At 57.7% G+C, this 23,999-nt stretch carries 16 protein-coding genes; 7 read left to right on the forward strand and 9 right to left on the reverse strand.

The annotated features are described in order from the left end of the window. Positions 1 to 59 precede the first annotated feature (59 nt). Together ACUZ9P_RS01425 and ACUZ9P_RS01430 are read right to left on the reverse strand one after the other, a co-directional pair. On the reverse strand, positions 60 to 2,783 hold the full coding sequence (locus ACUZ9P_RS01425; protein ID WP_449248350.1) for a molybdopterin-dependent aldehyde oxidoreductase: 2,724 nt from the start codon (positions 2,781 to 2,783) through the stop codon (positions 60 to 62). Between the two features lie 77 nt (positions 2,784 to 2,860). Further along, on the reverse strand, positions 2,861 to 3,886 hold the full coding sequence (locus ACUZ9P_RS01430; protein ID WP_366125075.1) for a molybdopterin-binding protein: 1,026 nt from the start codon (positions 3,884 to 3,886) through the stop codon (positions 2,861 to 2,863). Between the two features lie 308 nt (positions 3,887 to 4,194). Between ACUZ9P_RS01430 and ACUZ9P_RS01435 the strand changes: the two genes are divergently transcribed. The 5 genes from ACUZ9P_RS01435 to hcp all read left to right on the forward strand — a co-directional run bounded on the left by ACUZ9P_RS01435 (position 4,195) and on the right by hcp (position 9,504). Next, positions 4,195 to 4,581, forward strand: coding sequence for a DVU3141 family protein (locus tag ACUZ9P_RS01435; RefSeq protein ID WP_081640553.1), 387 nt, complete (start codon positions 4,195 to 4,197; stop codon positions 4,579 to 4,581). Positions 4,582 to 4,902: 321 nt separating this feature from the next. Then, positions 4,903 to 6,474: a polysaccharide biosynthesis/export family protein gene (locus tag ACUZ9P_RS01440; RefSeq protein ID WP_449248351.1), complete on the forward strand. Its 1,572-nt coding sequence runs from the start codon at positions 4,903 to 4,905 to the stop codon at positions 6,472 to 6,474. Between the two features lie 138 nt (positions 6,475 to 6,612). After that, on the forward strand, positions 6,613 to 7,302 hold the full coding sequence (locus tag ACUZ9P_RS01445; RefSeq protein WP_449248352.1) for a Crp/Fnr family transcriptional regulator: 690 nt from the start codon (positions 6,613 to 6,615) through the stop codon (positions 7,300 to 7,302). Positions 7,303 to 7,464: 162 nt separating this feature from the next. Further along, positions 7,465 to 7,818: a cupin domain-containing protein gene (locus tag ACUZ9P_RS01450; RefSeq protein ID WP_298992365.1), complete on the forward strand. Its 354-nt coding sequence runs from the start codon at positions 7,465 to 7,467 to the stop codon at positions 7,816 to 7,818. 60 nt (positions 7,819 to 7,878) lie between these two features. Next, entirely contained in the window at positions 7,879 to 9,504 is a 1,626-nt protein-coding gene (hcp, locus tag ACUZ9P_RS01455) for a hydroxylamine reductase (RefSeq protein WP_449250221.1), read from the forward strand. Between the two features lie 515 nt (positions 9,505 to 10,019). Here hcp and ACUZ9P_RS01460 read toward each other — a convergent pair. The 5 genes from ACUZ9P_RS01460 to ACUZ9P_RS01480 all read right to left on the reverse strand — a co-directional run bounded on the left by ACUZ9P_RS01460 (position 10,020) and on the right by ACUZ9P_RS01480 (position 17,088). Next, complete coding sequence (locus ACUZ9P_RS01460) at positions 10,020 to 11,579, reverse strand: outer membrane homotrimeric porin (RefSeq protein ID WP_449248353.1); 1,560 nt, start codon at positions 11,577 to 11,579, stop codon at positions 10,020 to 10,022. A 471-nt stretch (positions 11,580 to 12,050) separates the two neighbouring features. Beyond that, positions 12,051 to 13,115 carry an ABC transporter ATP-binding protein gene (locus tag ACUZ9P_RS01465; protein ID WP_449248354.1) on the reverse strand — a complete coding sequence of 355 codons (1,065 nt, stop codon included), beginning with the start codon at positions 13,113 to 13,115 and terminating at the stop codon, positions 12,051 to 12,053. Between the two features lie 2 nt (positions 13,116 to 13,117). Continuing rightward, positions 13,118 to 14,809: an ABC transporter permease gene (locus tag ACUZ9P_RS01470; protein WP_240824836.1), complete on the reverse strand. Its 1,692-nt coding sequence runs from the start codon at positions 14,807 to 14,809 to the stop codon at positions 13,118 to 13,120. A 93-nt stretch (positions 14,810 to 14,902) separates the two neighbouring features. Next, positions 14,903 to 15,958: an ABC transporter ATP-binding protein gene (locus tag ACUZ9P_RS01475; protein ID WP_449248355.1), complete on the reverse strand. Its 1,056-nt coding sequence runs from the start codon at positions 15,956 to 15,958 to the stop codon at positions 14,903 to 14,905. A gap of 140 nt (positions 15,959 to 16,098) precedes the next feature. Next, positions 16,099 to 17,088 carry an ABC transporter substrate-binding protein gene (locus ACUZ9P_RS01480; RefSeq protein WP_449248356.1) on the reverse strand — a complete coding sequence of 330 codons (990 nt, stop codon included), beginning with the start codon at positions 17,086 to 17,088 and terminating at the stop codon, positions 16,099 to 16,101. 276 nt (positions 17,089 to 17,364) lie between these two features. Here ACUZ9P_RS01480 and ACUZ9P_RS01485 point away from each other — a divergent pair, with 276 nt between their 5' ends. Further along, positions 17,365 to 18,471 (forward strand): pyridoxal-phosphate-dependent aminotransferase family protein, encoded by a 1,107-nt coding sequence (locus tag ACUZ9P_RS01485; RefSeq protein ID WP_449248357.1) that lies wholly within the window; start codon positions 17,365 to 17,367, stop codon positions 18,469 to 18,471. A 317-nt stretch (positions 18,472 to 18,788) separates the two neighbouring features. Further along, positions 18,789 to 20,423 carry a putative bifunctional diguanylate cyclase/phosphodiesterase gene (locus ACUZ9P_RS01490; protein WP_449248358.1) on the forward strand — a complete coding sequence of 545 codons (1,635 nt, stop codon included), beginning with the start codon at positions 18,789 to 18,791 and terminating at the stop codon, positions 20,421 to 20,423. 95 nt (positions 20,424 to 20,518) lie between these two features. Here ACUZ9P_RS01490 and ACUZ9P_RS01495 read toward each other — a convergent pair whose 3' ends face one another. Both ACUZ9P_RS01495 and ACUZ9P_RS01500 read right to left on the reverse strand, forming a co-directional pair. Next, the gene (locus ACUZ9P_RS01495; RefSeq protein WP_449248359.1) at positions 20,519 to 21,811 is read right to left on the reverse strand and encodes a glycosyltransferase; all 1,293 of its coding nucleotides are present in this window, start codon (positions 21,809 to 21,811) and stop codon (positions 20,519 to 20,521) included. An 18-nt stretch (positions 21,812 to 21,829) separates the two neighbouring features. After that, positions 21,830 to 23,965: an HD domain-containing phosphohydrolase gene (locus ACUZ9P_RS01500; protein ID WP_449248360.1), complete on the reverse strand. Its 2,136-nt coding sequence runs from the start codon at positions 23,963 to 23,965 to the stop codon at positions 21,830 to 21,832. Between the last annotated feature and the right edge of the window lie 34 nt (positions 23,966 to 23,999).

A 23,999-nucleotide genomic window follows, 5' to 3' on the forward strand; every position in this document is an offset into this window, starting at 1 on the left:
GAATCCCTTTTCAAGCAGGATTCTCCCCAGTGTCTCCAGATGTTTACCGCAATCTTACGCTACTTGGGCATGGCCGCCAACACCTTTTCGGGGCGGGCGGGCAAGTGGCGCACACGCGCGCCGCAAGCATTGTAGATGGCGTTGATGATGGCAGGATGCGGCGCGGTAAGGGGCATTTCGCCCACGCCGGAAGCGCCGAAGGGGCCAGCCTTGCGGGGGGTCTGCACATAGACGATTTCCATGTCGTCAGGAATCATCTTGATGGTGGGCACGCCCGCGCCAGCAAGGGTGCTGTGCTTCTTCAGGTCTTCGTAGTCTTCGGTCAGGGCAAGGCCAACGCCCTGCGCCAAGCCGCCGTAGATCTGACCGTCAACCACCAGCTTGTTGCACAGGGCGCCGATGTCGGCCACGCACACAAGCTTTTCAACCGTGGTCTTGCCGGTTGCGACCTCAACGGCCACTTCGGCAAGGAACAGACCGTACATGTAGCAGGCAAAGGGTTCGCCCTGGCCCTTGGCGTCGCAGTCCTTGGCCGGAGCAGACCACTTGCCGTCATAGTGCACGGGGCGGCCTTCGGCCTTCATTTCCTCATAGGTAAAGAAGCCGCCGCTGGGCTTGCGCATACCTTCAATAAGCATTTCGCAGGCCACGCGGGTGGCGTTGCCCGTGACCACCTGGGAGCGCGAACCGCCAGCAGGACCGGAATTGGGGGTCTTGCTGGTATCGTTCATGACCAGATGGATGTTTTCGGGCTTGATGTTCAGAGGGCGCAGGGCTTCATGGGCGGTGCCCAGGGTGCCGGAATCAGCGCCCTGACCGTGATCTTCCCACGAGTTGCCCACAGTTACGCTGCCGTCGGGGTTCAGTTCGGCCCAGGCTTCGGAGGTGTCCGGCCCGTCAAGGCCAGCGCCGTACACGCCAAGGGCAATACCCACGCCGCGTTTGACTTCGGCGGTGGACTTGGCCTTGACGGTCTTTTTGGCGGCCTCGTAGTAGGGGCGCATTTTCTGGAACATTTCGGGCAGGCTCATGACTTCAGGCACCTGACCAGAGGGGTTGGTATCGCCTTCGCGGTAGCAGTTCAGCTCGCGGATGTCGAAGGGATCCATGCCCAGCTTTTCAGCCAGTTCGTCCATAAGCACTTCGGAGGGGAATTCGGATTCCGTCGAGCCGTAACCGCGGAAAGCCGCACCCCAGCAGTGGTTGGTGGCAACGGTGCGGCCCTTGCCGCGAATGTTGGCGATGCCGTAACCAGCGCCGATGTACTGCGCGCCGCGCAGGGTGAGCAGATCGCCAAATTCGGAATAAGGACCGTGGTCAACGCTCCAATCCGTTTCCATGGCAAGAATCTTGCCCTGCTTGTTGGCGGCAAAGCGCACGGTCGTCCAGAAGGGCGAACGCTTGCCGGTGTAGTTCTGCTGTTGTTCGTAGTTGTAACGCAGGTGGCAGGGACGGCCCGTGGCCATAACAGCCACGCCCACAAGGGCTTCCATGGTGGGGCTGAACTTGTAGCCAAAGGTGCCGCCCGTGGTGTTCTGCACCAGCACGAGATCCTTGGGGAATTCCAGGCCGAGGCCGGGGGCGATCATCAGCGCGTGCAAATGGATGGCAACGGACTTGGAGTGGAGAACCACCTGGCCCTTGTCGTTCACATAACCGTAGCCCACATCGGGTTCGATGGGCAGGTGGGGCTGGCGCTGAGTGTAGTAATCGCCTTCCGCAACAACGTTTGCCGGATCATTGAAGAAGGGAGCGGTATCCGCGCCTTTTTCCTCAATCTGGTCATAGTAGATGTTGGGGGTGCCGGGGTGGATTTCGATGGCGTCCGGGGCCATGGCCTCCGGAGCGCTCATGTATTCGGGCAGCAGCTCAAGGTCAAACTTGACCTTTTCAGCCGCGGCGCGGGCGTTGCATTCGGAGTCAGCGCAGACGATGGCAAGCGCATCGCCGTACTGGAAGATTTTGGTATCGTTAAGGATGGGACGTTCCCAGCCGTCGCCCTTGTTGGTGGGGAAGGTGATCAGGCCGGTGATGCGGTTCCTGCCCTTCACATCCTTGTGGGTCAGCACCTTGTACACGCCGGGCATTTTTTCGGCTTCAGAGGTGTCGATGCCCTTGATGTTGGCATGGGATACCTTGGCCTGGGCAATGGCGAGGTGCAGGGTGTTGGCGGGCAGGCGGTGTGCCGCGTCCGCGCCGAATTCGGCGGTGCCGGTCACCTTGGCGACGGCAGAAGGACGGGGCATGGTGGAACCCCAGATGCGGCCATCGGCAGGCATCTTGAAGGTAACGTCGTCCAGCGTTTTATCGCCGCGCATGAGGGCGGCAGCGTCCATGACCGCGTCCACCAGAGGCTTGTAGCCCGTACAGCGGCAGACGTTGTGATTTTTCTGGAACCAGTCGCGCACGTCTTCACGGCTGGGATTGGGATTGGAATCAAGCAGGGCCTTGGCCGAAACGATGAAACCAGGGGTACAGAAACCGCACTGGGCCGCGCCGTGGTAAATCCAGGAATGCTGGAGCGGATGCAGGTTGCTGGGGGTGCCCACGCCCTCAAGCGTGGTCACGGCGGCGTTTTCCGCCACGCGGCTCATTTTGACCACGCAGGCGCGTACAACTTTACCGTCAAGAATCACCGTGCAGGCACCGCACTGACCCTTGCCGCAGCCAACTTTGACACTGGTGAGCTGCAACTGATCGCGCAGCACGTCCACAAGCATATCGTCGGGGTTAGCCAGCAAGCGCCGGGGAATGCCGTTAATCACAAGGGTTTTTGTTTCCATGCGCGACTCCTTTTAATAATGAACAAAGGTATATGCCTGCGCGGTAAATCCGCGCCCGGGGTCAAATTGCCCGCCTCCTATTTCCCGAACGGACAGATCGGATAGCGGCATTCTTCACACTGGGAGCAAAAGCCCCCGTGCCCCAATGCCGCCACATCGGCAGCCGTCACCTCAATGCCGGCCAGCAGGCGCGGCACAACGAGATCAAAAATGCTGGCCTTGTGGTACATGACGCATCCGGGCAGCCCCAACACGGGCACCCGGCCTGCCGCCCCCTGGGCATAGGCCAGAAGGAACATGGCGCCCGGATACACCGGCGCGCCATAGCTGACCACCTCCGCTCCGGAAGCGCGGATGGCAGTTGGCGTACGGTCGTCAGGGTCAACAGACATACCGCCTGTTACCACAATAAAATCAGCACCTTGTTCGAGAAAATCCCTGATTGCTCCGGCAGTCATGGGCACTTCGTCGCTGGTAAGGGTCTGCCCCACCACCGTGCTGCCCAGAGCGGCAAACTTTTTGCGCAGCACAGGGCCAAAGGCATCCTGAATGCGCCCGTAAAACACTTCGCTGCCCGTTGTGACCACGCCAACTCTGGCGCGGCGCAGAGGCAGAACTTCAACGACCGGCCCATCGACGAACGATTCAAGCTGCCGCAGTTTTTCATCCTCAATCATCAACGGCACCACGCGGGCTCCCGCTACCGAGCGCCCCTTGGTTACGTGCTGCATGGTGTGGATGGTTGCGACAGAAATTTCGCCAAGGCTGTTTATGCGGTTGAGAACAGGCACATCCACCCGCAGCAGCCCATCACAGGCGGCCTTGAGGTCGATGCGCCCTTCCTTGGGTTCCGTGCATGTCAGGTTGCCGCCGGAAACGGCAGAAATAACGCGCGCGGCGGCATCATTTTCGTGAACCATGCCGGGCAGTGATTCAAAAACATAAAGATGCTCTTTGCCGACCTGCAACAGCACCTCAACGTCTTCTTCCCGCACGACATGGCCTTTACGAAAAACAGGCCCTTTGCTTTCGCCAGGAATAATCCTGGTGATGTCGTGACACAAAATACTGCCCACGGCGTCATGCACATGGATGGTTTTCATTGCCAGTTTGGACATGACCTCTCCCGAAGCTGACTTCTAGATTGTGCATAAAATACCACCCTTACAACAAATTGCAAAATAAAATTCCTTATTTATTAATTGTGCTTTTGCTAACCATCTGGCTTACCATGGTATCAACAGATAAATTCCTGTTTTTTGCAAAAAGCGTGACTATTGTCCCCCCAATGAGTACTCAACCAAGGTCACAAGCGCGTGCGGCATTGACAGCCGCGCGTTTCTTTGCGAGAGGGAAAGGAAAAAGCCGCTGTATTTACCAAAAAATACGGCAGCCATTAAAAGGAAATGCCATGCAAACGCGTTCAGCTCATTGGCCGATGGCTCTGCCCGGAAAAAGCCGCCTGGGCCTTTCCGGTCTGGCGGTTCTTACGGCCCTGCTGCTCGGCGGGTGCGGCTTCGGCGGGGCTCCGGCCCAGCCCGAAACGCCCCCCGGCCCTGTCACTGGCTTCATGATCGTCTCCGCAGTGGGAGAAACCGCTACTGTTGACGACCCTGATTTTGGCAAGGGGGTGCGCGTGAGCCTGGACGAGCTTTTCACCTCGGCCAAGGGCGAGGACTGCAAACGCGGCACCGTACTTTCAGGCCAGCGTGAAGCGGAAGTTATTGTCATCTGCAAAGACGACAAAGGCCGCTGGATCATGGCTCCGCGAGTGTGGGGACAGGGTCTTTCGCAGTAGCAAGACTGAGACTCCGGCTTAATGCCAGCAGGCCCTTTGGCAAAAAACGATCAAGGGTGCATTGCCTCTGGCTAAACCGGGCAAATGTGATTATTTATGGAAGCGCACGGCGAATACCACGCACGTGCGCTTTCCTAGTTGCAGTTGCAGCCTCGCAAGCCCTGTTGAACCGCCTTGCCCCGAGCAGCCCCAGCGCCTCCATCTACTGGAGATACAAGGCATTACGAGGACATTGACTACTAAACCCTAGGGTCATACAGCCTGTTTGCGGAACCACCTCTGGGGGCCATGCAAGCCCGAATCCATTGCATCAAAACTGCCATGTCGCACAGAACTATTTTCACTTTTCTGCTGATCTTTTTCGCCCTGTCCAGCGCGGTCAAGGCCGAAAATGCACCCCAGCCCTACGCTGCCAACCTGTTTCAGGGCAATTTTTCGCAGAGCAAGGACGCCGCCAAGGACGCCAAGGATGCCTCCATCATCGCACCGGGCGACCGGGTGGTGCTGCGCCTGTGGGGCGGCGACCTCAAGGTGGACAGCACCCTGACTGTGGCCGCCGACGGGCATCTGGACGTACCTGAGGTGGGGGCCATACCCGTGGCTGGCCTTGGCTACGACAAGCTGGCCGAAGCCTTGCGCAGCAAACTCGCCGCCAATGGGCACGCTGATGCGCAAATTTACGCTGCGCCTCTGGATGCCCGGCCTGTGGCCGTTTTTGTCACAGGCGGCGTTGCCAGACCTGGTCGGTACACCGGCACCCCCGGCGACCCGTTGCTGAGCTTTCTGGACAAGGCCGGAGGCCTTGACCCCATGCGCGGCAGTTATCGTGACATCCGCCTGATGCGTGACGGCAAGGCTGTTGCCAGCCTCGACCTCTACCCCTTTGCCCGCAAGGGCGTGTTGCCCGCAGTGCGCGTGCAGGAAGGCGACACGCTTGTGGTGGGCGACAAAGGCCCCACCATCACGGCCATCGGCGCGGTGCGCACCTCTGCAAAATTTGAATTCCCCAAGGGCAAATCCACGGGCACCGCTTTGATTGAACTGGCCGAACCGCAGAACAGCGCCTCGCACATCGCCCTTTCCGGCACCCGCAACGGCGCGCCTTACAGCACCTATCTGCCGCTCAAGGAACTGCGCAACCTGATGCTTGAAGACGGCGATCAGGTACAGTTTATTGCTGATGCGCCCGGCAATACCATGATGGTTGAGGTGCAGGGCGCAGTGCGCGGGGCTTCGCGCTTTCCCGTGCGGCGCGGCGCCCGCCTGCAGGAAGTGAAGAACTTCATTGCCGTTGAGCCTGGCCGCGCCAACCTTCAGGCCATGTACATCAAACGCAAGAGCGTTGCCGCCAGGCAGAAAAAGGCCATTGCCGATTCCCTGCGCAGACTGGAGGAAACAGCCCTCACGGCTTCCTCTGCCAGCGCGGATGAAGCCGCCATCCGCGCCAAGGAGGCGGAGATGGTCTCCAAGTTCGTGGAGCGGGCCAAGAGCGTGGAACCGGAAGGTGTGGTTGTGCTTGACGGCGGGCCGGACAAAGCCGACCTCTCGCTGGAAGACGGCGATATTATTGTGATCCCCGCCAAGAGCGACGTTGTGCTTGTGAGCGGCGAGGTCATGATGCCGCAGGCCATGCTGTGGGGCAAAAAGAAGGATGTGGACGACTACATCAAGGGTGCTGGCGGCTATACCAACCGTGCAGACCACGACAAGGTTCTGGTGCTGCACCAGAACGGATCGGTGTCGCAGAACGGCGATGATATTCTGCCCGGCGATCAGGTAATGGTGCTGCCCAAGGTGGAATCCAAAAACATGCAGGCAGTCAAGGACATAACCCAGGTTATCATGCAGGTGGTGGTTTCCGCCCGATTGCTGCTGGGCATGCCATCGCTGTAAGTTTTACATAATTCAGTAGAAAGGGGGCTTCGGCCCCCTTTTTCATTTTAGGCGTAAATCTTGTAAACGTGCGGTTGCGTCACAAGTACAATTTGCGGTATACTAAAACAAGGATTCATACTTCTGTCAGAGGAGCATATGGAACGCGCATTGGAAGCATCACCGCTGTTTTCGGGCATGACCGCGCACGAAGCCAGACTGTGTCTCGCATGCAGCGGCGCTTTTGAAGAGCAGCATGGCAAGGGCGCGTTGATTTTTGCAGAATCCGACCCGCCGGAGAGGCTGTATGTATTGCTTGAAGGTGCGGTGAATGTGTGCCGTGAATCCACCGAAGGCAGACGCGCCGTGATGGCACGCGTGGACGCCCCAGGTGACCTGTTTGGCGAGGTACACGTTTTTCTGGGCCGCCCAAACTATGGATGCAGTGTCTTGGCCGAAACGCCTGTGAGGATACTTGGCATTCCCGCCCGTTTTTTCTACGCCACCTGCGAAAAAGCCTGCTCAGTCCATTCACGCATGATCCGCAACATGCTCGGAATTTTTGCGCACAAGGCTTTTTTTCTTACACGCCGCATTTCACTGCTGTCATCCGGCAGCTTGCGGCGCAAGCTTGCAGCCCTGCTGCTGGAACACCGCCGCCCTGACGGCGCTGTTTCACTGGCAATGAACCGCGAACAAATGGCTGATTTTCTGGGTGTAACCCGCCCGTCACTTTCACGCGAGCTCGCCGCCATGCGCGACGAGGGCCTTCTGCAAATGGAGGGTAGAAGCATTCGCGTTCCTGACATCGCCTCACTGAATTTTTTATGCGAGTATTTCCCTGCCTGATTGAATTTATTATTTTTCATAATTAATTTCAGTCTATTGAACATCACCCCTTTTTTCTCCCCCGCCCAAAATATTTTCATTTTCTTGAGCATCCGTAACATTTGTTACAGAACCATTGTCCCAGCCTTGATAGAACGGAATCGTCAACACAAGGAGGGCCTCATGGACCGCATTCTCAAAAACCTTGAATTCGCCGTAGCGCTGCCCCTGGCCGCGCAGGTAGAGTGCCAGCCTGGCCAGATCGCCAGCAAGACCCTTATCCAAAACGCCTCTGTAAGCATTACCCTGTTTGCCTTTGACGCCAACGAAGAAATCAGCGCCCACACCTCCACGGGCGATGCCATGGTTCTCGTGCTTGAAGGCGCGGCACAAGTAACCATCAGCGGCCAGTTGCATACGGTTCAGGCGGGTGAAGTGATTGTCATGCCCGCCGGTCAGCCGCACGCAGTACGCGCGCAAGAGCGCTTCAAGATGCTGCTTACCGTTGTTTTTCCTACCCCCAAGACCCCCGCGTAGGCGGATCACCCCCCAGCCTCCGCTTTGCGGAGTATCAGGAGACATCCCATGAGTAACGCCATGTTCTGCTTTCAGTGCCAGGAAACCGTGGGCAACAAAGGCTGCACCCAAGTAGGAGTGTGCGGCAAAAAGCCCGAAACCGCCGCCCTCCAGGACGTGTTGGTATATGTGACCAAGGGCCTTGCGCAGGTTGCTACCAAACTGCGCGCCCAGGGCAAGACCGTGACCCACGAAATAGATCGCATGGTTGTGGGCAACCTTTTCTGCACCATTACCAACGCCAACTTTGACGACGACATGATCGCCGAGCGTGTGCGCAAGACCTGTGCCACCAAAAAATCCCTGATGGCCGAGCTTGGCTCGCGCGACGGGCTGGCCGATGCTGCCCTGTGGGAATCGGACGATAAGACCGCCATGCTTGCCAAGGCTGCCACTGTGGGCGTTCTTGCCACCAGCGACGACGATGTGCGCTCCCTGCGCTGGCTCGTGACATTTGGCCTCAAGGGCATGGCCGCCTATGCCAAGCATGCCGATGTGCTGGGCAAGCATGATCCCGCGGTGGACAACTTCATTCAGGAAGCTCTGGCAAAGACTCTGGACGACAGCCTTTCCGTGGCCGATCTCGTGACCCTGACCCTTGAAACCGGCAACAAGGGCGTGAGCGTTATGGCTCTGCTGGATGCCGCCAACACCGGCACCTACGGCAATCCCGAAATCACCAAGGTCAACATTGGCGTGGGCACCAACCCCGGCATCCTGATTTCCGGTCACGATCTGCGCGACCTGCAAATGCTGCTTGAGCAGACCGAAGGCACGGGCGTGGACGTGTACACTCACTCCGAAATGCTGCCCGCCCACTACTACCCCGCTTTCAAGAAATTCAGCCACTTCAAGGGCAACTACGGCAACGCATGGTGGAAACAGAAGGAAGAATTTGACAGCTTCAACGGCCCCCTCCTGCTGACCACCAACTGCCTTGTGCCGCCCAAGGACAGCTACAAAGATCGTGTGTACACCACGGGCGTGGTGGGCTTCCCCGGTTGCAAGCACATCCCCGGTGAAATCGGCGAACACAAGGACTTTTCGGCCATTATCGCTCACGCCAAGACCTGCCCCGCGCCCACGGAAATTGAGACCGGCGAGATTGTGGGCGGCTTTGCGCACAATCAGGTGCTGGCCTTGGCCGACAAGGTTGTTGACGCTGTGAAGTCTGGCGCTATCAAAAAGTTTGTGGTCATGGCTGGCTGCGATGGCCGCGCCAAGAGCCGCTCCTACTACACCGAGTTTGCTGAAGGCCTGCCCAAGGATACCGTCATCCTTACCGCTGGTTGCGCCAAATACCGCTACAACAAGCTTGATCTCGGTGATATCGGCGGTATCCCCCGCGTGCTGGACGCCGGTCAGTGCAACGACTCCTACTCCCTGGCCGTTGTGGCTCTGAAGCTCAAGGAAGTGTTTGGCCTGGCCGACATCAACGACCTGCCCATCGTGTACAACATCGCCTGGTACGAACAGAAGGCTGTTATCGTGCTGCTGGCCCTGCTTGCCCTCGGCGTGAAGAATATCCACCTTGGACCCACGCTGCCTGCCTTCCTTTCACCCAACGTGGCCAAGGTGCTGGTGGAACAGTTCGCCATCGGCGGCATCAGCACCCCGCAGGACGACCTTAAGGCTTTCTTCAGTTAATCCCGGTTCAAAGGGGCGGCAGATTGCTCTGCCGCTCCCCTCATGCAAAAGGCGGTGCACCCGTTACAGGTGCGCCGCCTTTTGGCGTTTATACGGATGGGCTATATGTGCAGCAGCTATTAATCGTGCCGCAGCAAATGCAGCAACCGGAGAGGGCACAGTATGATGACACGCAACCTAGATACCCCTAGTTAAGGCATATGACGCTCAAAAAACAGCGGGAATACCAAGGGGGATTGCCGGGGCCGCTGACGCTTCATACTACGCGCCATTATGGGTATCCCTCGCTGTACCATCCCTTCAAGCTGCATGTAGCCAGAATCTACAGGATGATGACAAGGAAAATCAGCACACGGCTAAGCATTGCGAACACCGTAGGAGGAGCAAGGACAAAACAAGTAGGGCCACAGCAGCTATCATGACTAATGCTGCGGGCTTGCAGAAGCGGCCTGCGTGCAGGGCAACAAAAAAGGGGAACCCGAAGGCTCCCCTTTTAATCGTAAGGCTAGGTACTCTTAGAAGGAGTACACGAAACGGACGTTCACGTTCCAGGGATCACGTTCCTGGTCGCTACGGCCATTCATCTTGCTATTGCCCCACACGCCGCGGGACTGGTCAAGCCAGGTGGCGATGTAGGCCGCGTCAAGGGACACGGTGAAGTTGTCATACATCTTGTAATCGTTGGACAGACCGAATTCCAACGCGGTGTCGTTGGTGGTCATGTACAAGGGGTTCATACCTGCGGCCTGAGAGTTGGGGCCGGTGGAATCCTTCAGGGTCTTGTACGCACCGTTGTGCCCAGCAAGGTAACGGGTCATGGTGGTGCTGTTGGTGCCGCCGATGAGGTTCAAGCGGAAGGTGTGCTTCAGGTTTTCGATGAAGCTCATATCCTTCAAGCGGGCGCCGATACCCCAGGTGCCGGACATGTCGTAGCCAAGGATGGCTTCGCGGCCGATCATGGGTCCGCCGTTGAAGGCGAAGTCAGAGAAGCCGTTGTTGTTGTTGTTCACGCTGAGGGAAGGCATGCGCTCGGAACCGTTGGCCGCGTTGCCGTCATCGCCGGAAGCGTACCAGCCGTACAAGCCGGGGATGGCCCAGTCAAGCTTGTATTCGAACAGCAAAGAACCCAGCCAGCCAGCGCGGTTGGCGCGGCTGTCTTCATAGGAGACGGAACCGTAGTTGAAATCCCACGCGATGCGGAAGGGATCAAACGCGGTCACTTCGCCGGTCAGGCCAGCCCACACGGCGTTGCCGTAGGTGCCCATGCCCTTGGTGCTGGTGGTGCCGTTTTTATGCAGGGCGCCGCCAACGGGGATCATGCCAGCGGCAGGATACTTGTTGCTGGTACCGGTAACGTTGCTGTAGTACTTGTTGTAACCCTCGCCACGGAAGGCATTGGGTCCGATGGCGGCGTAGCTCACCCAAGGGGTCACTTTCACGCCGTCAAAAGTCAGGGGCACCAGCAGGGCAAACATGTCCATGTTGTCCATGTAGTTGGTGCGGTTGCCGTTGTGGTCAGCGGTATTGACGTAGTTGTCGTTGTAAGGACGGGCCCACAGGGCGGTCACGCCAACGGTTTCGTTGAACTGGTAGGAGGCGGTGATGCCGGCCACGTCATCGTTGAAGATGTTGCTGCCGGTGGTGAAGCTGGGCAGAGCCATGCCCTGAATGCCCATGCGGAACTTCAGGTCGGTCTGGGGAACGAGCCAGTCGATGTAGGCGTTCTTCACTTTCACGCTGTTGCTGCCGTCAGCACCAAGAGCGCCGCCCTGATCATTACGACCCCAGCCCTGCTGGCCGATTTCGAAGAACACGGTACCGGACAGGGCTTCAGAAGCCACGGCGTCCAACTGCAGGCGAACGCGCTGGGTGGCTTCAAATTCGTCTTCGTTCTTGTACTGCTTGGTGGACTGGTTGAAGCCGGTCTGACCGTTACCGCCGGTGAAACCGCCGTTCTGGCCGTAGTCGAAGCTCATGATCCACTGGCCCTTGGCCTTGAAGTCGATGGCGCTGGCGCCCGTGGCAACGCCGAACACAAGGCCGGCCGCCAACAGAAGAGTAGCGATCTTTTTCATGGTTATCCTTCCTTTCTTTTGCCCCGCTTGGGACTATGGTTTCTTACAAACGCCTATGGAGCGGTTTCCCGCTTCGGTGTGAATATATGGAAGGCCTAAACACTTTGCAAGCCCTATCGTGCAAAAATTTTTACCAAAAAAGAGCAAATTTAGCCTAATATTGTATATCTGTTTATATTTAAGCAGGTTAAACAAGATCTAGATATAAAAAAAATTTCTGGCACACACCTGTCACAGTGTCATTTTTTTGCAGAACGCGGCCAAATTTCCGCGCTGCTGGCTTACAATCTGTCAGAAGGTCGTCGGTTAAAAAATTTTTCACCCCCCTTTTCTCTGCCGCCGCAGATGCAAATCTGGTCTTTCCCTGGCAGCCACAGTCTCCATGATGCAAAACGGCCATGCGCATCTCCCCAAAAAGCGCATGGCCGTAAACAGCGGCAAACAGATCAAGCGTATTGGTGAACCACACTGCTAGCTGGCGGCATCCACAGGGAACCACAAGGGTTTTAAAAAGTGCAGGCGGCAGGTTTCGCCTTCCTGCGGGCCTCGGGCGTACCGCCCCTTCTGCACCCGCACGCTCTGCTCGCCCACGCGTACCTGATAGTCGAGCTGTTCGCCCAAGAATGTACGCCGTTCCACAATGCCGGGCACGCCGCCTTCATCCACAAAATCAATTTCGTTGGGCCGGCTTGCAACCACACCGCGCCCTGCCTGAACAATGGCGGCATCAGGAGCGCACCCCGCCGGAAAGTCGGCACTCACGCCGTCAAGCTGCATATGTGTTGCCGTTACCGCCATCTCCGTAAAGTTGGACAAGCCGATGAAGCTGAACACAAAACGGTTGGCGGGCCGGGTGTAGACCTCCAGGGGCGATGCCACCTGCTGCACCACGCCGTTCTTCATCACCAGAATACGGTCAGAAAGCGCCATGGCCTCAGACTGATCGTGAGTCACATACATGATGGAGAAGCCGTAAATCTTTTGCAGTTCCTTGATCTCAAAGCGCATTTCTTCCCGCAGGTGCGGATCAAGGCTTGAAAGCGGCTCGTCCAGCAACATGACTGAAGGATTGATGGCCAGCGCCCGGGCAAGAGCTACGCGCTGCTTGCCCCCGCCGGAAAGATCCGCAGGGCTTTTTTGCGCAACTTCCAGCAGGTTGGTATGCCGCAAGGCATCCGTTGTGCGCTTGTGCAGTTCCGCTGAACCGATCTTCTTGATGTGCAGCGGAAAAGCCACGTTTTCATACACGCTCATGTGCGGCCACACGGCAAAGGCCTGAAACACCATGCCGAAATCGCGTTTTTCAGGCGGCAGATAGTATTTTTTGGCGCCGGACGAAAGCAGCTTGCCGTTCACGCTGATTTCGCCCTCGTCCAGATCCTCAAAGCCCGCCACCATGCGCAGGGTCGTGGTTTTGCCGCAGCCAGACGGCCCAAGCATGGAAAAGCATTCGCCATCGCCGATTTCAAGGTTCAGGGATGAAACAGCCTTAACCTTGCCAAAATACTTGCTAACATTGTTGAGTGTAATGGACATAATCAGGCCTGCCTGGACTTGGCGAAGTGGTTGATAATGCTCTGCCCCGTCACGATAAGAATGAGGGCAATGCCTGCCAGAGCCGCCGATGTGACGGTTTCGCCGTCTTCATTAAGGGTGTAGATAGCCACGCCGATGGTGCGGCTGGTTGTGCCGTACAGCATGACCGAAACCGTCAGTTCGCGCAGCGCAGGCAAAAAGATAAGGAAGAAAGCCGCAACCATGCCGGGCCGCACCAAGGGCAGCACCACATCGCGCAAGGCCTGCCACATGCTTGCGCCGCAGGCGCGGGCCGCCTCCACCAGTGAATCGTGCACCTGTTCCAGCGCCGCCGAGTTGGCCTTGAGCGAAAAAGCCATGTACCGCGCAATGTAGGCGATAAGGATAATCCAGATGGTGTTGTACAGATTCACGCCAAAGCGTCCGCTCCAGGCAAGGATCACGCCAAGGGCGATGACCGAGCCGGGCACGGAAAAAGGCAGCATGCCCAGAAATTCCAGAAAGCCCTTGCCCCGCACCTGCATCTTTACAATGACGTAAGAAATCATCACGCCCGCAAACATGGTGATGGTGGCGGCAGCCAGCCCAAGGCCGATGCTGTTCTTGATGGCCTGCTGGGTCTGATCCCACTCAAAAAGCACGTACTTGTAGTTGTCGAGCGACAGATTCTCCCAGGTGATGGGCACGCCGTAGGTTTTGAGCCCGCCCACAAGAAAGATGGTCACAGTGGGCAGCACAATGGTGATGGCTATGTACAGCAGGCAGAACACAAACAGAGGCGTACGCAGACCGCGCAACTTGAGTTCCATGGGCCGGAAGCTCTTGCCCCCGATGATCTGGTATTTGCCAGACCCCAGCACCTTGCGTTGCAGCCAGATAATCAGGCCTGCCGTAACAACCAGCACCGAGGCCAGCACAGTGCCGGTGCGGATGGAGGCAAAACTGCCCGCGCTCTCATGAATGCGCTCGTAAATCAGCGTAGGGATGTTGTAGATGCCCACCTCAATGCCAAGCACAGCCACGGTGCCAAAGTGCGCCATGGAATACAGCATGATGAGCAACGCGCCCGAGAGGATGCTGGGCAGCACCAGGGGCAGGGTTATCTTGCGGGTTATGGTGAACAGCCCCGCGCCAGATATCCGGGCCGATTCTTCCAGCGTGGGGTCCATGCGCTCAAGCGCGCCACATACCTGAATGAACACAAAGGGGAAAAGATACATGGTTTCAATGGAAATGATGCCCGCATAAGAAAAGATGTTGAACAGGGCATCTTCCGCACCGGTGACATCGCGCCAGAGCCTGTTGATATAGCCAGCGCGGGGCGAGAGCAGCATCTTCCAGGCCAACGCGCCGATGAACGAGGGTAGCATGAAGGGCACAAGGAACATGCTCTTCATAAAGCCCTTGTAAGGAATGTCCGTGCGCGTCACCAGCCATGCAAAGAACGTCCCCACGGTGGTGGCGCAGAGGGTTACGCCGCTGGCGATAAACAGCGAGTTCATCAGGGCCTGATAGGTTTCGCCCTCGCTGAGAGTTTTTACCAGATCCGCCGCGTTGAACTGCCCGTTTACAAAAAAGGCGTTGAAAAAGATGAGCGCCACCGGCACCACGACCACGATAACCAGAATAGCAATGGAGAGCAGCAAAATCACCTCTGCCACGCCCCACGAACGCTGTTGTCTGACTGCTTGCATACCTGACCGCCAAATTTGGAGTAATCCTGCGCCCGTTATCCTGCCAGCCGAAGGGCCTGACACTCTGCGCGGCGCGCTGCTGCAAAATCCAGCCTAGCTGAACCAGTGCGCCCCACGAAGGTTGATGACGCATTCGTCCCCTTCGTGCAGCAAGAGGTCGCGGGCCAGAGCCTCATGGGTATCCACCGCCGTGCGCACCTGCTGGCCGCACACGTCAAGCTGATAATCGGTAAACGCGCCCAAAAAGCTGGCGCGGCGCACCGTTGCCCGCAACCCTTGACCCTGACGGCCCAGTTGTACATCTGACGGGCGAAATCCCACCCGCACCTCGCCAGCAAGACCCGCCTGCGGCGCAAGAGGAAAAACATGCCCGTCAATAGTCGCGACCCCGCCGTCCACGGTTGCCCGCAAAAAATTGCTCATGCCCAGAAAGGAAAAAACAAATTCGTCTGCCGGGGTGGCAAAGAGCTCTTCCGGCGTGCCTATCTGACGGATGGCCCCCTGCTCGTCCAGCAGTGCCATGCGGTCAGAGATGGCCAGCGCGATTTCCTGATCATGGGTGACATACAGGATGGTCACGCCCAGATTTTTTTGCAGCGCCTTGATTTCAAAGCGCATTTCTTCACGCAGATTGGCATCAAGGTTGTTCAGCGGCTCATCCAGCAGCAAGAGGCTGGGCTGGGCCACCAGGGCGCGGGCCAGGGCCACCCGCTGCTGCTGTCCGCCCGAAAGCTGGGAGGGAAGGCGATCTTCCATGCCGGTAAGGTTCACATCATCAATGCTCTTTTGCACCAGTGCCGCAGCCTCCGCGGCATCACGACGGGCGATCTTGAGGGGATAGCCCACGTTCTGGCGCACCGTCATGTGCGGCCACACGGCATAGTCCTGAAACACCACGCCAAGGCTGCGCTGCTCGGGCGGCAGGGCCGTGCCGCTCTCGGCATCAGCCACAACTTCGCCGCCAATACTCATGCGCCCGGCATCCAGCGTTTCAAAGCCTGCCATGATACGCAGCAGCACAGTTTTGCCGCAGCCGGAAGGCCCGATGAGGGTGAAGCACTCGCCGTCCCGCACCGCAAGAGATAAATCCTTAAGAACCGTGTGGTCGCCAAAGGATTTTGATATGTTTTCAAGAAGTATTTCTGCCATGAAAATTCCCGCTTGCGCTGTGCGCGCTGTCGGGCAGCACCTGCCAGTTTCTCCCCGGCAAACACGCCCGTGGCTGATTCAGACCTCCCGCGCGGCGTAACCGCGCGGGAGCATGACGCGAAATTGTAACGTTTCCGCCACTATTTCGACATCATAATGTCTGTAAATTTCTTAACAGTTGATTCCTTTTCGCTCAAAATATGCTGGTAATCAATTTTTATGCCGCGTTCAAAGGCCTTCTCACTGGTGGGCAGGCCAAATTCCGCCGGGGGCACAATGCCCTTGCGCACGGGCAGGGTTCCCTGATCGGCCAGAATCTTCTGTCCTTCTTCTGAAAGCAGAAAGTCCACAAACTTCTTGGCCGCTTCCAGGTTGGGGGTACCCTTGAATATGGCTGCGGGGCTGGGGATCACCAGCATTTCAGGCGGATAGACCAGAGCAAGGTCTGCGCCCTTCTTGATTTTGTCGTTCACAATGTAGTCCACGCCGATGCAGGCCAGAAGGTCGCCGGAGGCAGTGTCGTCAATGACCTGACCGGAGCCCTTGCCCATGCGCGCGCCGTTTTTATGAACATTTTCTATGTATTCCCAGCCAAATTTGTCCACCAGCAGCTGAATGCTCATGTAGGACGTGCCGGAAAGCGCCGGGTTGGCAATGCCAAAGGCCTTTTTGAACTCGGGCTTCATCATGTCGCTCCACTGGGCGGGAGCTTCCTTCACGTGGCGCTTGTTGTAGGCGATGCCAAGCGTACCCAGGCGAATTGCCGTGAACGAGCCGTCAAAATCGGGAAATGGATTGATGACGTTCTTCAGTTCGGGGGAATCGTATTTTTCCAGAATGCCCTCGGACTTCATGTTAAAGAAGTCCGGCACTTCGCTTGTCCAGATAATGTCGGCCATGATCTTGCCCGACTGACGCTCGGTGGCGATTTTCGCCATAAGTTTGCCCGCGCCAGCAGACTGATAGTCCATAGCAGTATCAGGATATTTTTTAACAAAAGCCTCTTTGAGCGAACCGATAATAGATTCCTTCATGGAGGTGTAGACCACCAGTTTTTCGGCTGCAAAAGCTGAAAATGCCGAGCCCGCCAAAAAGACGGCAGCAAAAAAGAGGATGCTGATTCGTTTCATCTGTCATTCGCTCCTTTTGAATGTTCGCTGAAAACCGATCACGTTCCGACAAATTCTTACATCCTGTCGGAATTTTTCTCAAAGGTAGCCAATGCAGGCGATGAAGACAATGCGTTTTTATCCTGCTGGCTCTTCTGTCAGTCCAGTATCGGACAAGCCCCCCGCAAGACGGTTCCGAAACATTTCCATGCGTGGTAGCGTTCTCTATCCGCCGTCGCAGCAAGCGCCCGGCATGGGTCTGCCAGCGCAGGCCCCCACACAAACCAGGAGATTGTCATGACCACGGTTTTCGGAACACTGGACCATGTGCTTCTGATGGCCCCCGGCCCCAGCCCGGTTGCGGCCAACGTGCTTGAGGCCATGAGCCTGCCCACTCTCGGGCATCTTGACCCTGACTGCATCAAGGTTATGGACGCCCTGCAAGAGCAGCTTCGCGCTGTGTGCAAAACACGCAATGCCGTGACGTTTCCCATCTCGGGCACGGGCTCCGCAGGTATGGAAGCCTGCTTTGTCAACCTGGTGGAACACGGCGACAACGTGCTTATTGTCAACAACGGCCTGTTCTGCTCGCGTATGGTTGAAGTGGCCTCGCGCCTTGGCGCGCTGGTAGACACTGTGGAATGCCCATGGGGCGCGCCCATCTCTGTGGACGCGGTGAAGAAACAGCTGGCGCAGAAAAATTACAAGATTCTTGCCGTGGTGCATGCCGAAACATCCACCGGCGTGAACAATCCTGTGGCCGAACTCGGCGCGCTGGTCAAAAACAGCGATACGCTCTTTCTGGTGGACAGCGTGGCCGGCTTGGGCGGCGTGGATGTGCGCGTGGACGAATGGGGCATCGACGCTTTTTACAGCGGTTCGCAAAAATGCCTTTCCACCCCTCCCGGTCTTGCGCCTGCCTCGTTTTCCGAGGCAGCCATGGAGGCCATGGCGCGCCGCAAAACCAAGGTACCCAACTGGTATCTGGATGTGCCGCTTATCCGCAAATACTGGGAAGGCACACCCCGTACCTATCACCATACGGCGCCCATCAATATGTACTATGGTCTGCATCAGGCCCTGGACAACCTACTGGCCGAAGGCCTTGAGGCCTCTTTTGCGCGGCATCAGGCCATGCACGAAAGGCTCAAGCTGGGCATGGGCAAGCTTGGTTTCAAGCCCTATGTGACCGAGGGGGCCGCGCCCCAGGTCAACCTCTTTGTGCCGCCCGAAGGCGTGGACGCCAATGCCCTGCGCGCCAGCCTGCGCAAGGATCACAAGATTGAAGTGGCTGGCGGCCTTGGCGCCCTTGCTGGCAAGGTGCTGCGCGTTGGCGTCATGGGCGAAGGCGCGCGCGAAGAACCCATTGACCGTCTTGTGGCGGCGGTAGCCGCCTGCCTGTAGTACGTTAACTTCCCTGCCCCCCGGCCCATGCCTGTGCCCCTTATTGCGCCCAGGTTGCCAGCCGGGGGGCAAAACGCGCGCAGCGTCCTCCGTTTCCCGAAGCCTAAGGCTCCGCCTTGGCGACAACCCCGCCCTTCCGGACAGCGTTTGACTTTTTCCCGAGCAGCACCCTATATTGAGTACGTTGGCTTCCTTTAACGCAGGATGCAAAGGTCGCTCTGGGTTCCGGTTTGTTCATAACCGCAGCCATACCACCATGGAGACATTCACAACCTTTGGCTGCGCTCCCACGCCAGGAAGACCGGGGAAACCGTCACATGAAGACACTTCGCCTCCGCCTTTCCCTGCTGATGCTTCTGCTCTGCTGCCTTTTTACAGCTCTGACACCAACGCAGACAGCCGCTGATGCCACAACCGCGCACAAGCCATCGGCAGCCGCATCAGCCTCTTCACCGTCCTCTCCATTCAACGATCAGGCAGGCTTGCCGGTGTACCCGCCGGAAGAAGAGCACTCCTTTGCAGCCCGCATTGACCGGAGCATAAACTGCTCAATTCAGAAGCGCCCCTTTAAGGTTGTTGGCGGCCTCATTGCCTTTTCCCTGGGCATCATCATTTTTCTGCTCTACTGCCTGGGCTGCAAGTGCAGCCGCATCTGCCGCATGGAAGCCCAGATGAACAAGGATGAACTGACCGGTCTGCCCAACATGGAAAAATTCAAGGTGCTGTGCGACAGCCTCATAACCACCCAGGTCACCTCTGACTACATGCTGCTTTCCGGTGATATCTGCCAGTTCAAGACAATCAACGACCAGTTCGGTTTTGGCATGGGCGACAGCCTGTTGCAGGCCTATGCGGTAATTTTGCAGCGTAACATCCTGCCAGAAGAGTGCTGCGCCAGAATATCCTCTGATCTTTTTGTTCTGCTCTTGCGGTTTGATACATGGGAGCAACTTTCGGGCAGAGTCCGCGAAATGGACAAGGAACTGGACGAGTGGCGGCGAAGTCAGGCGCTGCCCTACACGGTGCGTACCGTCTACGGGGCCTACCGCGTACCCAAGGAGCAGGAAAGGGACATGCAGCTGATGCTGGATCTGGCCAACTATGCGCGGCTGGAAGCCAAGCGCTCGTCCGGCATTCCCATGGTGCTCTACAATGAGCATATGCGGCAGGAGGCCCTGCTGAGCCATGAACTGAACGGCAAGCTGGAAGACGCCCTGACCAACGGTGAAATGCAGGTGTGGTATCAGGCCAAGGTAGACATGCGCACGGGGGCCATTACCGGCAGCGAGGCGCTGGTGCGGTGGAATCATCCCTCACGGGGAATGCTGCTGCCGGGCAGTTTTATCCCCATGTTTGAACGCAACGGCCTTGTGACGTCCATTGATTTTTTTGTATTTGAGCAGGTCTGCCGCAACCTGCGCAGCTGGAAAACGCGCAACCTTCCGCTGCATACGGTTTCCTGCAATTTTTCGCGGCTGCATTTTGACCGCCCCCACTTTACCCAGCGGCTTGCGGATATTGCCGACCGCTATTCCGTGCCGCGCCACCTCCTGGAAGTGGAAATCACCGAGAGCGCCATCATGAACAACCCTGAAGCTGTCTGGCTACAGATAGTTCAACTGAAGGAAATGGGCTTCAAAACGGCCATCGACGATTTTGGCGCGGGCTATTCGTCTCTCGGTATTGTGCAGATGCTTGACGCGGACTGCCTCAAGATAGACCGCAGCTTCATCCAGCGCGACCTGCCGGGGCAGCGGGCGCAGATAGTGCTTGGCAATATCATTCGCCTGGCTTCGGATCTTGGCATGAATGTCATTAGCGAAGGTGTGGAGACAGCAGAGCAGTCTGCCATTATCATGAAGCTGGGCTGCTACACGGCACAGGGCTTTTTTTACGCCAAACCTGAGCCTTCGCACGAATTTGAAGCAAGGCTCGCCATGCAGGGCCTGTAAGCCGGGCCAGTGTTATCAGGCTTGCATCATACCGCCCGATGCAGCAATGCCGCCCAGGCTGCCCCGATGCTAGGGCCTGATGTCATGGCATGATGTCATGGCATGATGTCATCAGCCTTCTGCCCGCTTTTCATGCTTGCGCTGATCAGATCCATAAATCTGCGCGTCTGTACATCCGCGTCATACGAGCGCAGCACAGTCTGCCGCGCATTACGCCGCACATGCCCCAGCTGCGGAGCCCGCGCCAGCACATCGGCCAGTTTTTGCGCCATGTTTTCATGATCCCAGAAGTCGCACAAAAAGCCATTTACGCCGTCCTGCACCACTTCGCGCACAGGCGGCGTGTCCGATGCCACGACCAGTGAACCGCAGGCCATGGCCTCAAGCAAACCGGTGGAAAACACATGCGGCGCCGCCAGATACACATGCGCGGTGGAATGTTGCAGCATGGCCCTGTATTCCTTGAGCGAACGCGCGCCAAGCAGGTGCACACGCGCCCGGAAGCTCTGATCAATGCCCAGAATATCCACCGCACGGCGCATGGCCTTGCCTGTCTCGGTGCATTCAGCTGGCGTATCTGAGCCGCCACTCTGCTTGCGCCCGGTCTGGGCAATATCAAGCCAGGCCAGCACCACCAGGCAGTTGGGGCGTAATTCGAGCAGGCGCGGCAGACACTTGCGGAACTGGTCAAACCCGCGCGCCGGGTCGTGCATGGGGCCGCAGAAGGTCACCAGCTCATTGCTTGCGCATCCCCAGGAATCAGCCACGCCATCGCCTGCGGCATCGCCATCCTTTTTTTCCTCGTTGGGCATAAAAAAGCGCGTATTGATGCCGCTGGGCACAACCTTTATGTCGCGTTGCAGCGCGGGGGGATACTGGGCGCGCTGCCAGAGGGAGGAGGTGACGGCAAGCTGGCATTCGCCCAGTGCGTTGTACTCCCACAGATTGCACACCCGCAGGGGGGCAAAATCCGCCGGGGGGCGGGGGTTGCCACGCGTAAAAAAGCAGTGGCTCTCGCCATTGTTGTAAAACCAGTCGCCCTGAGCCACATAAAAAGCCTTGGGGAAGATGTCGCGCACGTAAAAACTGCCGCCCATGCTTGCCGCAGCGCAGATGATATCTGGGACAAAACCGTTTCTCCGCAACGACAGCAGGGCGTTGCCCGCCCGCGCGCCACGCCGCAGGCGCGTCACGATTTCCTTTTCTGCCGGGTCATCGCTTTCATAGGGCGCGGGGGGCGCCAAACGCAGCCGTCGCACACCGGGAATGGCAAGTTTTTGTCCGGTTTCTGCAAGAAACAGCACGGTATTGTTCTGGGATGCGCCAAAGGCCTGGGCAAGGGAACGGAAGCGGCCAGGAAAAACAGAATTCAAAAAAAGAATGCGCATTGTTAACCCCTGTACCGATTAGGCGCTGTTTGGCTGCGGATCGCCAAGCAAATGCTCCAGAAAAACCATACCCTGCTCTGTTTCCAGAAATGCCCGCAAAGAGCCCACAACCGAGGCGTCATACTTAGGCGGAGTTTCAGACAGGATATTCAGGGCATCTTCCGTACTGTGCGCCTCACGGTAGGAGCGTGGCCGCATAAGTGCGCAGAAGGTATTGGCAACCGCCAGAATACGGGCGTTCAGGCAAATGCTCCCATCGTTGAGGGCCAAGGGGTAGCCGCTGCCGTCCAGGCGTTCGTACATCTGGGTGATGGCCTCCAGCACAGGCAGGCCAAAATCAATGTCTGCCAGGGCCTCGCGGGCAAATTCCACATGCTGTTGCAGCAATGCCCGTTCCTGCGCCGAGAGCGCGCCTGTCTTGGTGAGCAGATCCTTGGGCAACTGGATCATACCCACATGTGAGAGGTTGGCTGCCGTGCGCAGGGTGGCAAGGGTCTCCGCATCGTTGCGGCCAAGCCCACAGGCCAGAGAAACCGCTAGCTGCGCCGTAAAGGCGGACTGCCCGCGCAGATAGGTATCCACGGCCTCGATGGCCTTGACGAAAGCGTTGACGGTCTGGGCGACCATCTGTTGCGAACGCTGTTGCGCCACAGCAATATCCGTCATGTCGCTGTATACGGAGACCATGCCCGAGAGCCGCCCGTTTTCATCCCGAAACGGAGTGCAGGAGGTCAAATAATAGCGCAGCTTGCCACCCACCAGCAGGGCTTCGGCAAAGCTGAAGGGTTCGCCCGCCCTGTGCACGGCCAGAGTATGGGTTACAAGGCTGCGGGCAAGTTCCATATCCAGCTCGGAATATTTCAGCCCGCGCAGCTCCGTGGCTTTTTCCCTGCTGCACAAACGGGCAAAGCTCTGGTTGGCGTAGTGGATGACGCCGTTCAAATCGTTGAGCACAATGCCTGCCGACAGGGCGGAATTTACGCCGTCCATGATCTGCTTTTGCTGGTTGACCACCAGATAGAGCTTGCGCATCTGCTCTGCCACGGCGCGCTCGTTACGGCTCACAAGGCTCCACCACAGGGCGGCCAGCAGGCCGCCAACCAGCGCAGCCATGATCAGTGAAGCCACAACGACGTTCTGCTTTATGCCGGAAAATCTTTCATCAATGCGGCTCACGGGCAAGGTTTGCTCCACAAGCCAAGGCAGGTTGGGCACGGGCAGGGCAAGCCCGTATATCTCGCGCTCGCCTTCCGGCAGGCCGGGATCAACACGTGTGCCAAGCGGCAGTTTTTCATCATGCAGCGACCAGCCTGGCAAATCAGACACGCCCGATACTTCGGTAGGTGCAATGCGTTGCAGCTTTTCACCAAAGGATTGAAGAATAAATGTATTGTACTGGCTGCCATTGCCCGCTTCGCCCGTGGCCGCAGCAGTTACAGGCAAGACGCTGTAGGTGGCCAGCAGCAGGGAAACCACCCTGCCCCCGGTTGAATCCACATACAGGGGCGCAAAAATGGGAAAGGCCATATCCATGACGAGTCTGCCATTTTCGCGCCGCACAGGCATAAGAACGGGCTGTTTGCTGTTCAGGGCCTGCTGCAAATAGGGCCTCTGCTCCTCATCGGGCGGCTGCACGCCCTCAGGGGCGAGGTACATCTGCATGTCTGTATTAACCAGGCTCGCGCCGCTGAAGCTGTTTTTCTCCACAAAGTCTCTGAGATAGTTGACCATCAACGGAAGACGCGGGGCAATTTTTTTCAGAGGGTCACTGTTGCTGGCAGTGCCCGCCGGGGGCACCGTATCCGCTTCGTCCCCATTCTGGTTTTGCCGGGCCATCTGCAACATATCCGTGGCGGACACGCCCGCACTTGCAACCTCTGCGGCGAACAGCCGCAGCATATCCTGCGTGACAAAAATATTTACCTGACCGGCAAGGGTGCCAGACCACACGGTGAGCAGGGCCACCTTGCCCGAGGCCTGCGAGTTCATGTCCTGGCCCATCTCGCGCAGCAGGTGGGCGCGGGAATCATGCAGATACCAGCGTGCAAAAATAAAAATCAGGCAGAGCGCCAGCACAAACAGTGCCGACATGGTCAGCGCCGCCTTGCGGTTGCGCTGGGCTACGCCTGGGAGAGTTAGTTCTTGGGGTGCCATATATTTTCCTTCATCTAGCGGCGCGTCTCAATAA

This window comes from Desulfovibrio intestinivivus, from assembly GCF_053570665.1.

Coding starts and splice junctions, on each gene's coding strand:
- ACUZ9P_RS01425 (WP_449248350.1), bottom strand. CDS start 2,783: ATGGAAACAAAAACCCTTGTGATTAACGGCATTCCCCGGCGCTTGCTG.
- ACUZ9P_RS01430 (WP_366125075.1), bottom strand. CDS start 3,886: ATGAAAACCATCCATGTGCATGACGCCGTGGGCAGTATTTTGTGTCAC.
- ACUZ9P_RS01435 (WP_081640553.1), top strand. CDS start 4,195: ATGCAAACGCGTTCAGCTCATTGGCCGATGGCTCTGCCCGGAAAAAGC.
- ACUZ9P_RS01440 (WP_449248351.1), top strand. CDS start 4,903: ATGTCGCACAGAACTATTTTCACTTTTCTGCTGATCTTTTTCGCCCTG.
- ACUZ9P_RS01445 (WP_449248352.1), top strand. CDS start 6,613: ATGGAACGCGCATTGGAAGCATCACCGCTGTTTTCGGGCATGACCGCG.
- ACUZ9P_RS01450 (WP_298992365.1), top strand. CDS start 7,465: ATGGACCGCATTCTCAAAAACCTTGAATTCGCCGTAGCGCTGCCCCTG.
- hcp (WP_449250221.1), top strand. CDS start 7,879: ATGTTCTGCTTTCAGTGCCAGGAAACCGTGGGCAACAAAGGCTGCACC.
- ACUZ9P_RS01460 (WP_449248353.1), bottom strand. CDS start 11,579: ATGAAAAAGATCGCTACTCTTCTGTTGGCGGCCGGCCTTGTGTTCGGC.
- ACUZ9P_RS01465 (WP_449248354.1), bottom strand. CDS start 13,115: ATGTCCATTACACTCAACAATGTTAGCAAGTATTTTGGCAAGGTTAAG.
- ACUZ9P_RS01470 (WP_240824836.1), bottom strand. CDS start 14,809: ATGCAAGCAGTCAGACAACAGCGTTCGTGGGGCGTGGCAGAGGTGATT.
- ACUZ9P_RS01475 (WP_449248355.1), bottom strand. CDS start 15,958: ATGGCAGAAATACTTCTTGAAAACATATCAAAATCCTTTGGCGACCAC.
- ACUZ9P_RS01480 (WP_449248356.1), bottom strand. CDS start 17,088: ATGAAACGAATCAGCATCCTCTTTTTTGCTGCCGTCTTTTTGGCGGGC.
- ACUZ9P_RS01485 (WP_449248357.1), top strand. CDS start 17,365: ATGACCACGGTTTTCGGAACACTGGACCATGTGCTTCTGATGGCCCCC.
- ACUZ9P_RS01490 (WP_449248358.1), top strand. CDS start 18,789: ATGAAGACACTTCGCCTCCGCCTTTCCCTGCTGATGCTTCTGCTCTGC.
- ACUZ9P_RS01495 (WP_449248359.1), bottom strand. CDS start 21,811: ATGCGCATTCTTTTTTTGAATTCTGTTTTTCCTGGCCGCTTCCGTTCC.
- ACUZ9P_RS01500 (WP_449248360.1), bottom strand. CDS start 23,965: ATGGCACCCCAAGAACTAACTCTCCCAGGCGTAGCCCAGCGCAACCGC.